The following is a 12373-nucleotide window of genomic DNA, read 5'->3' as shown; positions in this document are numbered from 1 at the left end:
TTCTAAGTCTTACCTCTGCTTTTAGCAGTGTAATTACATAAGGTCTTCCTTTATTTGGCTGGCTAACTCATCCAAATTATTGAACAGTATAAATTCTCCGTTTTTAATATAAGAGATAAGTCCGGTTTCCTCGCTAACAATTAATGCCAGGGCATCCGTTTTTTCCGTAATCCCTACCGCTGCTCTATGTCTTAGACCAAATCTTAAGGGGATGGTACGTTCATTGGATACCGGTAGAATTACTCGGGTGGCTACAATATAATTGTCTTGGATCACCGCAGCTCCATCGTGTAAAGGGCTGTTCTTATAAAAGATACTTTCTATGATGGGCTGGTTAATTTCAATGTTCATTTTATCCCCGGTAGATTTTACAAAATCCAAAGAGTTATTTCTTTCTATTACCAAGAGGGCCCCGGTCTTGGTGCTGCCCATTTTCTCGCAGGCACTGATCAAGGCATCCACATTGGTTCCTATGGAGAGTCCGTCTTCCCGCATAAACTTAAAATGTTTTAAGAAGTTGCGTTTAGAGGCAAGGTTGGTAGAGCCTACCATTAATAGAAATTTTCGTATTTCTTGTTGAAAGACAATAATAAGGGCAATAAGTCCCACCTGCATAAAGCCACCAACCATACTGCTGATCATGGTCATATCTAAGACCTCAGTCAATTTCCAAAATGCCCAGACTATGACAATCCCTATAAAAATATTAATGGCAACCGTTCTGCGTACTAATTTGTATATGTAGTACAACAAGATGGCCACCAAAAAGATGTCTATTAAATCTGTTACGTTAAAATCTAAGAAATTTAGAAAATCCAATGTTAGGGTTTTTGTAAAAATAGGAAATAAGAAAGAACCCCAAATTAAATCAGGGAAAAATATTGAGGTCTTCCTCTTTTGTTTTTGTGGGATTTCACTGTAGCTTTCTCCAGTCGTTATGCCTGTAGGGCGTTGTAAATGGTGATGCATTCCATGGCCTCCTTTACATCGTGCACCCGTAATATGTGGGATTGCTTGGAAAGAGCAAACATGTTTAACGCGGTGCTGCCATTTAAGGCTTCTTGAGGGGTAGTATTTAAAAGTTTATAGATCATGGACTTCCTGCTGATTCCTGTAAGCAGGGGCAACTCCAATTGATGGAACAATTCCATTTTCTGCATAACCTCATAATTTTGTTCCAGGGTTTTTGCGAACCCAAACCCGGGATCTATAATCAGATCGTTTATTCCTTCCTGCCTTGCCAAGAGAATCTTTTCAGAGAAGTAATATAAAATGTCTCCTAATAAATCTTGGTAGTCTGTTTGCTGAGCCATATTTCTTGGGTTTCCCTTGGTGTGCATCAAAATAAAGGGCACTTGATGAGAGGCTACCGTGGCCATCATTTTTGGGTCTAGGCTTCCTGCCGAAATATCGTTTATCAAGGCAGCGCCAGCTAATATGCATTCGTGGGCAACCTTGCTCCTAAAGGTGTCAATGGATAATAAAATATTTGGAAAGGTCGCCACCAATAGCTCTACGATGGGAAGGATGCGTTGTAACTCCTCTTCCTCGCCAATATGTAGGGCTCCAGGCCTACTGCTATACGCCCCCAGATCTATAAATGTGGCTCCCTCCTGTAGCATTTTCCCTACCTGGGTCTTAATTTCATCCTCATTTTTATACCGGCCCCCATCATAAAACGAATCTGGGGTAACGTTTAGGATTCCCATCACCTTAGGGGTGCTAAGATCCACCAAATTTCCTTTGCAATTTATGGTCATAAGTTTAATAAGATAAAAGGGCTCAAAACTTTGGGAAGTTGCTTAAAAACCTCGATTTTTGATTTCCTTAAAAATTTAGGCGAAATTTACACAAATTAGATTAATTACATGGGTAAAACCTCTAAGCAATACGATACCGTAGTAGAAAAATGTAGGGATCTCTTTCAGAAAAAGATGCATGATTACGGGAGTGCATGGCGCATTTTACGATTGCCTTCCCTTACAGATCAAATCTATATAAAGGCACAGCGCATAAGGGGTTTGCAGGAGAACCAAGTGCGTAAGGTAGACGAGGATGAGCAATCCGAGTTTATTGGGATTGTAAATTATTCCGTTATGGCCTTAATTCAACTGCAAAAAGGGGTAGTAGAGCAGCCAGATCTTTCGGTTGCGGAGGCCGTAAGCCTATATGATGAACACATCGCTATAGCAAAAACCTTGATGGAGAATAAAAATCACGATTATGGGGAAGCCTGGAGAGATATGAGGGTTAGCTCCTTAACAGATCTTATTCTGCAAAAATTACTTAGGGTAAAACAGATAGAGGATAATAAAGGAAAAACACTGGTAAGCGAGGGTATAGACGCCAATTACCAGGACATGATCAATTATGCCATATTTGCAATGATTCTTCTTGATTCTAATGAGCAAGAAGATTAAAAAGCTATATAAAATTTAATATGAAATATTTAGTAGGATTTAGTCGTGCCGTAGTTGGGTTGTTATTTATTATTAGTGGACTGATAAAATTGAACGATCCCGTTGGATTCTCTTTTAAGTTGGAAGAATATTTTAGCGCTGGGGTATTAAACCTCCCCTCGCTAGAACCCATTGCTTTGGAAATTTCCATCGCATTGGTAATTTTAGAAGTTTTGCTGGGGGTTATGCTCTTGGTAGGATTCCGTATTAAATTTACCATATGGAGCTTGCTGGTAATGATTGTATTCTTCACCTTCCTTACCTTTTATTCGGCTTATTTTAACAAGGTTACGGATTGTGGGTGTTTCGGGGACGCCATTAAACTTACCCCATGGGAATCCTTTGCCAAGGACATTGTGCTGTTGGTGCTCATAATTATCTTGGTACTGGGCATGAAGACCATTAAGCCTATTTTAGGAAATGGAGCAAAAAGATTTATTGTAGGGCTTACTTTGTTGGCTTCCGCTATCTTTGTATACCATGTGCTTCATCATTTGCCGGCGGTAGATTTTAGGCCCTATAAAATTGGAGCCAATATAGAAGAGGGGATGACGGTGCCCGAAGGAGCGCCGATGCCCATTTTTGATTATGCATGGAAATTTAAGGTAGACGGGGAAGAACAGATTATTGTTACCCAAGGAGATTATCCCAGTGTGGAGGGAGAGTTTATAGGGGTGGAGACTACGGAAGTGCAGAAGGGATATGAGCCTCCCATTCACGATTTTACCATAGAAAAGGAGGGAGAAGACTTTGCAGCGTCCCTTTTGCAGGAGCCAAAGTTAATGATGGTCATAGCCTACGATTTAAGAAAAGCGAACCTCAATGTATTTGGGGAAATTAAAAGCTTATCGGAAAGAGCTGTTAAAAATGGCTATAAGGTAATCGGGATGTCGGCCTCCGACTCGGATTATACAGGGGGAGTAAAAAAGGATTATCGATTGAATTTCGACTTTTACTTTACGGACGAAACCACCTTAAAAACTATGGTAAGATCCAATCCTGGTATCTTGGTCTTGGAAAAGGGAACCATCACGGAAAAGGTCCATTATAATGATATAAAGAAACTGAAACTAGAATAGCCCCAATTATGATTCCCTTTGGTGGGGAGTAGTATTGGTTAAGTAGATAGTAAAAGAACAACAACCTAATTAAAAGAACATGAGAAGTAAAATTGTAGCAGGAAATTGGAAAATGAATAAAAACTTGGCGGAAACCGAAGCGTTGTTGGCTGATCTTTCCGCTAAATTGCCAGAAACCAAGGCAGAAGTAATGGTAGCACCCACTTACGTAAACCTTGCGGCGGCTAAAAAGGCGTTGGAGTCCTCGGCGGTACAAGTAATTGCACAGAATGTGCATTTTGCGGAAAACGGTGCCTATACAGGTGAGATCTCTGCGGATATGTTGTTGGGAATCGGCGTAGATACCGTAATTATTGGGCATTCTGAAAGGAGAGCCTATTTTGGTGAAACAGATGAGATTCTTGCCAAAAAAGTGAAGGCCGCATTGGCTAAAAATATGAGAGTGATGTTCTGCTTTGGAGAAGAATTGGCAGATAGGAAATCTGATAATCATTTTACCGTAGTAGAGAGTCAGTTGAAGAATGCATTGTTTGATTTGGACGCTTCGGACTGGAGTAAGATTATATTGGCCTATGAGCCTGTTTGGGCCATTGGTACCGGGGAAACCGCCTCGCCAGAGCAAGCACAGGAAATGCACGCATTTATACGTAAGGCTATTACCGATGCTGTAAACGCTGAGGTAGCTAATAATGTATCCATTCTTTATGGAGGTAGTGTGAAGCCTAGTAACGCAGAAGAGATTTTTTCCAAGCCAGACGTGGATGGCGGACTCATTGGGGGAGCTTCTTTGGTAGCAGATGATTTTGTAGCGATAATAAACGCTATTTAAGTAAAGTATTATTAATGTTAACTGCTGAACCACATCAATTTCAGCAAGGGACTGCTTCCCTAAAAGGATTTGATGTGGTTATACCAGTAAACTGCGGTCTCCATAAATGCATGGAGGTCTAGCTGCCTGGAATATTGAACCAGGTTCCATTTTATTCAATATTAAGTACACGCTATGTCTAATTCCATTTATTTAGAGTACAATTTTACGGTAAAACCCCTGCAGCCAGCTTCGGATATTTTGATCGCCGAATTGGGAGAACGTGGCTTTGAAAGCTTCGTGGAAACCGATGAGGGAGTACAAGCCTATATTAAAAAGGAGGAATGGAATCCTGAAATTTTAGAGGGTTTAGCAATTCTTAGTAATAGCCTGTTTGCTATAGAATACTCATTTGTGGAAATAGAACAGGAGAACTGGAACGCCACCTGGGAGCAGAACTTTAATCCGATACAAGTAGGAGATAAGTGTGTGGTACGTGCCCCTTTTCATGAAAAGCCAGAGGTGGAGTTCGATATTGTTATAGAGCCAAAGATGAGCTTTGGTACTGGGCACCATGAAACTACCCATATGATGTTGCAGCACATCTTGGAACACGATTTTAAAGGGAAGTCGGTCCTAGATATGGGGAGCGGAACCGGGGTATTAGCAATTTTGGCGGCCATGAAAGGAGCCAAAAGCATCGATGCGATTGATATTGACAATTGGTGCTATTTAAATGCTTTGGAAAATGTGGAGCGAAACAATTGTAATCATATTAAAGTATACGAAGGAACCGCCGATTTATTGGTAGATCAACAATACGATATTATTATTGCGAATATTAATAGAAACATCTTGCTGGAGGATATTCCGGCCTATGTGAAATGTCTTGCTCCAGATGGACTGCTGTTCTTAAGTGGTTTCTATGTGGAAGATATTCCAATAATCACCGAAAAGTGTGAGGAGGTAGGGCTCAAATTTGAAAAAAAATTGGAAAAGAACAATTGGGTTGCGGTAAAATACGTAATTTAGATAGTTATGAAAATTGATTCTATGAGTACCAAAGAAAAAGTCTCGGAGGAATTACTTTTGGATGAAGAGACTGCTAATCAGAATGAAATAGTTCTATTTAATGATGATGTCAATACTTTTGATCATGTTATTGAAACCTTGATCAGAGTTTGCGATCATGCGCCAGAACAGGCAGAACAATGCGCTTTAATTGTTCATTACAACGGTAAATGTACCGTTAAAACTGGGGATTATAAGGAGTTGGAGCCAAGATGCACCCTGCTTTTACAGGCAGGATTAAGTGCAGAAATCGTATAGCGCTCTTATTTTACAGGTTTAATCTTCCTTCACTACCCATGCCATAAGGTCTTATTAAATAACTTTATAAAAGGATGATTGCTAAGCAGTTTCCATGATCAGGAAGTTGTAAATGTAAACGTTTACTGTCCTAGGCAATGTTAGCTCCCCATAATTCCATTCGCTAAACTCTTATAGAGCATCCTATGCATCCACCTAATTATGGGGTGCACTGCCAATAGTGTTGGAGGGGATAAAATGGTCTTATATGAAAGAAGACTTCATCCTATAGTAAAGACGGGGTATTACAGTAATGCATTCTCCAAGAGGATACTTTTCACCTCGTGCAAATAAGACCTTCCTATAGTATACCTAATCCCGCCAATCTCAATGCTATTGCCCTCTATGGCATCCACTTTATCAACAGCAATGGTGTAAGACCTGTGAATTCTTAAAAACTTGTCCTCGGGAAGCTCTTCCGTAAAGCTGGTAAGTGTGCTATGGACAATAAAATTATTGGTTTTGGTGCGTATTCGGATATAGTCCTTTAAGCTCTCAATTACCGTAATCTCGTCTAGATATACCTTCTGCATTTTCTTCTTATCTACCTTTACGAAAATACTGGGATTTTCTCCAGGCATAGGGTGCTTAGGGTGCTTGGTCCCTTCCTTAAGTTTAATGATCCTATTCACTGTTTTTAGAAAGCGGGGAAAAGGAATGGGTTTCATTAAATAGTCTATCGCCTCTAATTCAAAACTTTTTAAGGCATATTCTTCGTGAGCGGAGGTGATAACCACCATGGCGTCAGTATTTAGGGTGTTAAGAAATTCCAAGCCGCTCATAATGGGCATGTTGATGTCTAGGAAAACAATATCTACCTCATTTTTCTGAAAAAATGAGGAGGCATCAATAGCATTGGTAAAAGTGGCCTTCAATTGTAATTCCTTAATTTGGGCCACGTAGTTCTTGATTATTTTAACCGCTAGTGGCTCATCATCAATTATTGCTACTGTATAACTCATTGTACCTTTAATTTTAGAATTACATTAAACGTTTTGTCTTTTTCAAATATGGATAGATGGTAATCTTCAGGGGCATACCCTAGTTCCAATCTTTTTTTTACATTCTCCAGGCCAATTCCACCTTCCTTGGTTAACGGAATAAGGTTTGTTTTATTTTCTGGGATGGTATTGATTGCTTTAAAGTATAAAAACGATTCTTCTATAACAATATCGATTGTGATGTCCATCTCGCCTATATTTTTATTGGCCCCGTGTTTAAAACAGTTTTCTACAAGGGGGATCAATAGCATGGGGGCGATGGTTTTGTTGGTTGGATCTCCCGAAATATTAAAATTGATTCGCAGGGACTCATCAAACCGTATCCGTTCTAAGTCTACATAATTTTCAATACAATTTAATTCCTTGCCAAGTTCTTGATGATTTTTTTTGGTTCCGTAGAGCAAATAGCGCATCAGTTCGGATAGTTTTATAATTATCTGTGGAGCTCGGTCCGATTTTTCCAAGCTGAGTGCATAGATGTTATTTAGGGTGTTAAAGAAAAAATGCGGGGAAACCTGTGATTTCAGGAACTTTAGTTCCGTGGTAAGCTGCCTTTTTTCCAACTCATGAAGTTTGTTGCTTTCATTAAGCCAATCTATGGTAACTTTAATGGCCGTGACAAAGGCAATCACATAAAGCTCCCCTAACATGGTGGTAATTGCATAGTTGAGGGTAAGACCAGTGGCATTTTCAGGTCCTTCTGGCCATACATCAGTGCTTACTAAATAGTAGGTTAGGTTATATTTCACCAAAAGCATTACAAAGAGAGAACTCAATATCAATAAGGTGAATTTTACGTACTTTTTGGTGTAGACAAATTTGGGCATTAAGTAGTACACGTTAAAATACGCCAAGGCCATATGAATGGGAAATCCTAATAGGTTGGTTTTAAGGGAATATTCAAAATCGTTGTGCAAGCTGGTCCAACGCAGGGTGTTAAAAACAAAATAAACCAGCCAGAACACTAGGTGGTGTTTGTAATTAATACGATAATCCCTAGATGTATTGTGATTAAGCAATTGGTCTATCCCATCATTTAATGGCATATGCTATAACGGTTGGTTATTCCTTATAAGGACGTAGTGCCTCATTGGATGGTTGTTGGTCTAATTTTGTTTTGGTCGGTATAAAAATGTCAAATATTTGAAATCGATCTGGGTTATTGGTTTAAATTTGCTTTCCTCAGGGTCGAAACCTTAATAATCACGAAATTTAGCAAAAAAATAGGAACACTGGCCTTTTTTAGTGAAATCTCATTGAGGAGACCTTGATGTAAAGTGAATAATATCTAATTGAAGTAACTTGTAAGTACGTGTTTAAAATTTTATAAAATGTTTAATTTGATGAAGTACAAAGGAAGGTTTGGGATGATAGCCCTAGTTGCGCTGTTGGCGTCTTTGGGGGTAAAAGCCCAAGATACTCCCAGAAGCTATATTGCCCATAAGACCAATGAAGCCATAGTGGTAGATGGAAAGATGGATGAAAATTCCTGGAGAATGGCCCCTTGGTCGGAAGACTATATAGATATTGAAGGCCAACTTACTCCCACCTATAGAACCAGAATGAAGATGCTATGGGATGAGGACTATCTTTACGTGCTGGCAGAAATGGAAGAACCTCATATTTGGGCGACCCTAAAACAACGTGATACCGTTATTTTTTACAATAACGATTTTGAAATCTTTATAGATGCCGAAGGGGATACCCATAATTACTATGAATTTGAAATGAACGCTCACAATACGGTATGGGATCTATTCCTTACCAAACCATACCGGAACAACGGTAAGGTAATAGATAGTTGGGATATACAAGGAGTGAAGTCGGCCGTGGATATTAGGGGTACACTTAATAATTCCTCCGACACGGATGAGGGGTGGACGGTAGAAATAGCGCTTCCCTGGAAAGTGATTACCGAGGCTTCCAAAGATGGCAGGGTGCCGGAAAACGATTTTTGGCGACTTAATTTTTCAAGGGTAAACTGGGATTTTGATCTAACGGAGGGGCGGTATTCCCGAAAAAAGGATGAAAAAGGAAATTACCTCCCAGAATACAATTGGGTATGGTCTCCTCAAGGTGTTATAAATATGCACGAACCCGAACATTGGGGGTATGTATATTTCTCATCGGAGCCAGTAGGTGCTGAGGTTCAATTTTCCATTCCCCAGGACGATCATATTAAATGGTATCTGTATTCACTCTACAGGGGGGTACTGCATAAGGAAAAAGATGCCGAGAAGAAAGTTGGGAAGCCTAAGGAGATCTTGGGCGCTGTGATACGGCCAACCATAGAAAAACATCAATCTGGCTATAATATTTGGGTTAAGAGCCCTTTTAGCGGAAATGTCCTATTGATAAAGGAAGATGGACAGTTTATAAGTTTAAATAATAATTAATTAAAAGTAACTAGTTAATAGGTTTAGTATGAAGAGAATAGTGGGGAAATGGTTGGGAGTAACGATGCTTGTAGCATTAATAGGCTGTGGAGGACAATCTCAGAAGCAGTTTGCGGAAAACGATATCAATATTATTCCCAAGCCAGATAAAGTGGAGTTAATGGCAGGGGCGTTTGTATTTAATGAGGATACCAGGTTTGTAGTCCCTGAGAAATACGCTGAGGTGACGGATGTCTTACTCAATAAATTTGAAGCAGCAGCGGGATGGCAATTGGAGGTGGTAGATGCCGCCCCCTCTAAAAACTATGTGAAGTTGGTCCTAGATCCAGCAATGGGAGAGGAGGCCTATACGCTGAAAGTTACTGAAGAAAATGTACTGGTGACCGCTAAGGGGTATTCCGGATTTTTATATGGGTTGGAATCTGTTAGGCAATTGCTTCCGGTAAGCATAGAAAGTGATACCCAGGTAACAAATGGCGATTGGGTTATTCCTGCTGTAGAGATTAAGGATAGTCCGCGATTTAAATGGCGTGGATTTATGATGGATGTATCCCGTCATTTCTTTGAAAAGGAATATGTTTTGGCAACTATAGACCAATTGGCATTGTTGAAAATGAATACCCTACACCTGCATTTGGTGGACGACCAAGGGTGGAGGATTGAAATTAAAAAATACCCAAAACTTACGGAGGTAGGTGGCTTTAGGGTAGATCAGGAAGATAAGCATTGGGATGCCAGACGAACCCCAGAACTAGGGGAGGAGGCCACCTATGGCGGATATTATACCCAGGAAGATATAAAGGAAATTGTAGCCTATGCCACTAGCAGGGGGATTAATGTGGTGCCAGAGATAGAAATGCCTGCTCATGTGATGAGTGCTATAGCAGCATATCCGGAGCTTTCCTGTTTCCAAAATCCTATTATGGTGCCTTCGGGCGGAGTTTGGCCTATTACAGAAATTTATTGTGCAGGGAAAGAGTCTACCTTCGAGTTTTTAGAAAATGTATTGATAGAAGTAATGGAGCTGTTCCCGTCGCCCTATATTCACGTAGGAGGAGATGAGGCTACCAAGACCAATTGGGAAATTTGTCCCGATTGTAAAAGAAGGGTAAAAGAGGAAGGATTGGCTAACGTAGAGGAGCTGCAAAGCTACTTTATTAGAAGGATGGAACAATTTATAAGTTCTAAGGGTCGTACCTTAATCGGTTGGGACGAAATATTGGAAGGTGGACTGGCACCGGGAGCAACGGTAATGAGCTGGCGTGGATTTGAAGGGGGCTTAAAAGCCTCTGAAGAAGGGCACGATGTAGTGATGTCTCCAACCTCACATTCTTACTTCGATTATTATCAGGGGAATCAAGATGTAGAGCCTATGGCATGGGGCGGATTTACCCCATTGAGCAAGGTGTACGAATTTGACCCAGTGGTGGAAGGAATGTCTCCAGAGCAGGAAAAACATGTACTAGGGGGTCAAGCAAATTTATGGTCAGAGTTTGTACCTACTGAAGCACAATCACAATATATGACCTATCCGCGTTTGGCGGCATTGGCAGAGGCTGTATGGAGTAAGAAGGAAAACAAAAGTTGGGCCGACTTCTCAAATAGGGTTCAGGCGATGTTTAAAAGGTACGAGGTGATGGGAATTAATTACGCTAAAAGTGCCTTTCAAGTAACTACGGATGTAACCGTGGATTCAGAAACGGGTACGCTTTCCATTGCTTTGAAAAATGAGTTTCCAAATTCGGATATTCGATATTCATTAGATGGCAGCGATATTGATGGTGATTCTCAGCAATATGAAAGTCCCATAGTCTTGGATAAGACTACCCAGGTAAAAGCGCAGGTATTTAAGGATGGAGAGCCCGTGGGTGCCCAATTGGAGAAAACCATCAATTTCCACAAGGCCGCGGGGAAACCAGTGACCTATTTAAATAAATACCACGATAGCTATCAAGGAGCTAAGGATGTTGGGATGGTAAATGTGGTAAGAGGTTCCAAAAACTTTCACGATGGTCAATGGCAAGGATGGCTGGGAGATGATATGGAGTTGATTATCGACATGGAAGAGCCCACGGAAATTGAACGGGTTACTGTGGGAGCTTTGGAGAATCAGGGCTCTGGTATTTATTTTCCAGTGGAAGTGGAAGTTTTGCTGTCCAATGATGGTAAGTCCTTTGATAGGGCTGGTGTCTTGGAAAGAGACTATGCCGCAAATACGAAATCTGAATTAAAGGATTTTATCATCGATCTTACAAAGCAATCTGCTAGATATATCAAGGTAAAAGCTATCAATTTGGGAACGCCCCCTACTGGTGGTGGATCTTGGTTGTTTATAGATGAGATTATCGTAGAGTAAAAGTTTTTGAGAGGTATACTTTGTATCTCTCATTTAACTGATTCGCCTAAAATAAGCCGATATAAAATTCGGCTTGTTTTAGGCGTTTCTATTTTATAGAAATACGTTGCCAGAAGATTACCTTGTGAGGGTGGTTGCAATCCAAGCCAGGGGTAGCTAAAGGGCTGTTGTCAAAACAAAATATAGCCTCAGCGTTGATTTTTGGGAAAAGGATCGATGGCTCTCCATAACGTTAAAAATTTAACAGATTTAACGGCTCTTATTTCAATAATATTCTTCAATATATCACAGTTCTTTTACCAATTTCGGACAAAGAGGATCCTTAATTTCTGAAAATAGGGGCTGTTTTGCGTTATAAAATATGGACCCTCTGAGATTCATTGGCAAAAATGAAGCACTCGGAGGGAAGGTTGCTGCTAAGTTTAATGGCGGGTTGCAAATTCCCAAATAAAGCCTTTTAAATAATAAATATGATAATTTAAAATAGAGTAAAATTAGTATTTGATAAATCATGAATTGTAGCTATGTTTGGCGCGGTGTTAAAGAACTCTAAAAGGAAATAACTGCATGAGTACTTTTCACCCCTTAAACGATATGATTTTGACTTTGTGGATGGATTTTCAGCTCATTTTTACTAGCAAACAGTTGCGATAACTTGTCCTTTGGCAAGTAGGCTTCGTTGTTGGTCGAAATAGTTTTCTCCTTTGTCTAATAAGGTCAAATTTTATCAAATAATTAACAACTCTAATTAACTAATTTAAAATTCAGAAGTATGAGTAAGAAATTGCATTACTTTTTACTGCTTTTCGCATCTCTCTGTATACAGGGAATGGTAGCGCAGGGCAATCCGGTTACTGGAACTGTAACCGATGATTTGGGCTCCCCGCTCCCTGGGGTGAATGTGGT

Annotated in this window: 11 protein-coding genes; 7 read left to right on the top strand and 4 right to left on the bottom strand. The window is 40.1% G+C overall.

Translation table 11 applies throughout. The features are described 5' to 3' along the window. Nucleotides 1-33 precede the first annotated feature (33 nt). A complete protein-coding gene (locus F1E73_RS11300; protein ID WP_086476361.1) occupies nt 34-819 on the bottom strand; it encodes a diadenylate cyclase in 786 nt (261 codons plus the stop codon). Between the two features lie 116 nt (nt 820-935). Further along, nucleotides 936-1760, bottom strand: a complete 825-nt coding sequence (gene folP / locus F1E73_RS11295; protein WP_150451945.1) for a dihydropteroate synthase — start codon at nt 1758-1760, stop codon at nt 936-938. Between the two features lie 108 nt (nt 1761-1868). On the opposite strand from folP, the gene F1E73_RS11290 reads away from it, so the two are divergent. The 5 genes from F1E73_RS11290 (at nt 1869) to F1E73_RS11270 (ending at nt 5675) form a co-directional block, all read left to right on the top strand. After that, the gene (locus tag F1E73_RS11290; RefSeq protein WP_150451944.1) at nt 1869-2420 is read left to right on the top strand and encodes a DUF1599 domain-containing protein; all 552 of its coding nucleotides are present in this window, start codon (nt 1869-1871) and stop codon (nt 2418-2420) included. A 20-nt stretch (nt 2421-2440) separates the two neighbouring features. Further along, entirely contained in the window at nt 2441-3538 is a 1098-nt protein-coding gene (locus F1E73_RS11285) for a BT_3928 family protein (RefSeq protein WP_086476262.1), read from the top strand. Between the two features lie 79 nt (nt 3539-3617). Beyond that, nucleotides 3618-4367, top strand: coding sequence for a triose-phosphate isomerase (gene tpiA, locus F1E73_RS11280; protein ID WP_086476261.1), 750 nt, complete (start codon nt 3618-3620; stop codon nt 4365-4367). Nucleotides 4368-4541: 174 nt separating this feature from the next. Then, a complete protein-coding gene (gene prmA / locus F1E73_RS11275; RefSeq protein WP_086476260.1) occupies nt 4542-5378 on the top strand; it encodes a 50S ribosomal protein L11 methyltransferase in 837 nt (278 codons plus the stop codon). Between the two features lie 21 nt (nt 5379-5399). Beyond that, nucleotides 5400-5675 carry an ATP-dependent Clp protease adaptor ClpS gene (locus F1E73_RS11270; protein ID WP_086476360.1) on the top strand — a complete coding sequence of 92 codons (276 nt, stop codon included), beginning with the start codon at nt 5400-5402 and terminating at the stop codon, nt 5673-5675. 284 nt (nt 5676-5959) lie between these two features. Here F1E73_RS11270 and F1E73_RS11265 read toward each other — a convergent pair whose 3' ends face one another. Next, complete coding sequence (locus tag F1E73_RS11265; RefSeq protein WP_086476259.1) at nt 5960-6676, bottom strand: LytR/AlgR family response regulator transcription factor; 717 nt, start codon at nt 6674-6676, stop codon at nt 5960-5962. Then, nucleotides 6673-7761, bottom strand: coding sequence for a sensor histidine kinase (locus tag F1E73_RS11260; RefSeq protein WP_086476258.1), 1089 nt, complete (start codon nt 7759-7761; stop codon nt 6673-6675). Before F1E73_RS11260 ends, F1E73_RS11265 begins: the two co-directional genes overlap by 4 nt. Before the next feature lie 297 nt (nt 7762-8058). Here F1E73_RS11260 and F1E73_RS11255 point away from each other — a divergent pair, with 297 nt between their 5' ends. Next, nucleotides 8059-9111 carry a carbohydrate-binding family 9-like protein gene (locus tag F1E73_RS11255; protein ID WP_150451943.1) on the top strand — a complete coding sequence of 351 codons (1053 nt, stop codon included), beginning with the start codon at nt 8059-8061 and terminating at the stop codon, nt 9109-9111. Nucleotides 9112-9139: 28 nt separating this feature from the next. Further along, on the top strand, nt 9140-11467 hold the full coding sequence (locus F1E73_RS11250; protein WP_150451942.1) for a beta-N-acetylhexosaminidase: 2328 nt from the start codon (nt 9140-9142) through the stop codon (nt 11465-11467). Nucleotides 11468-12373 lie beyond the last annotated feature (906 nt).

The organism is Arenibacter lacus, assembly GCF_008711145.1.
Classification (GTDB): domain Bacteria; phylum Bacteroidota; class Bacteroidia; order Flavobacteriales; family Flavobacteriaceae; genus Arenibacter; species Arenibacter amylolyticus.
Note: the sequence above shows the minus strand (reverse complement) of the source record. Positions and strands in the feature narration are given on the sequence as shown.

What these genes read in the sequence shown, in the direction of transcription:
- folP (WP_150451945.1), bottom strand. Translation starts at nt 1,760, where the DNA reads ATGACCATAAATTGCAAAGGAAATTTGGTGGATCTTAGCACCCCTAAG.
- F1E73_RS11290 (WP_150451944.1), top strand. Translation starts at nt 1,869, where the DNA reads ATGGGTAAAACCTCTAAGCAATACGATACCGTAGTAGAAAAATGTAGG.
- F1E73_RS11285 (WP_086476262.1), top strand. Translation starts at nt 2,441, where the DNA reads ATGAAATATTTAGTAGGATTTAGTCGTGCCGTAGTTGGGTTGTTATTT.
- tpiA (WP_086476261.1), top strand. Translation starts at nt 3,618, where the DNA reads ATGAGAAGTAAAATTGTAGCAGGAAATTGGAAAATGAATAAAAACTTG.
- prmA (WP_086476260.1), top strand. Translation starts at nt 4,542, where the DNA reads ATGTCTAATTCCATTTATTTAGAGTACAATTTTACGGTAAAACCCCTG.
- F1E73_RS11270 (WP_086476360.1), top strand. Translation starts at nt 5,400, where the DNA reads ATGAGTACCAAAGAAAAAGTCTCGGAGGAATTACTTTTGGATGAAGAG.
- F1E73_RS11265 (WP_086476259.1), bottom strand. Translation starts at nt 6,676, where the DNA reads ATGAGTTATACAGTAGCAATAATTGATGATGAGCCACTAGCGGTTAAA.
- F1E73_RS11260 (WP_086476258.1), bottom strand. Translation starts at nt 7,761, where the DNA reads ATGCCATTAAATGATGGGATAGACCAATTGCTTAATCACAATACATCT.
- F1E73_RS11255 (WP_150451943.1), top strand. Translation starts at nt 8,059, where the DNA reads ATGAAGTACAAAGGAAGGTTTGGGATGATAGCCCTAGTTGCGCTGTTG.
- F1E73_RS11250 (WP_150451942.1), top strand. Translation starts at nt 9,140, where the DNA reads ATGAAGAGAATAGTGGGGAAATGGTTGGGAGTAACGATGCTTGTAGCA.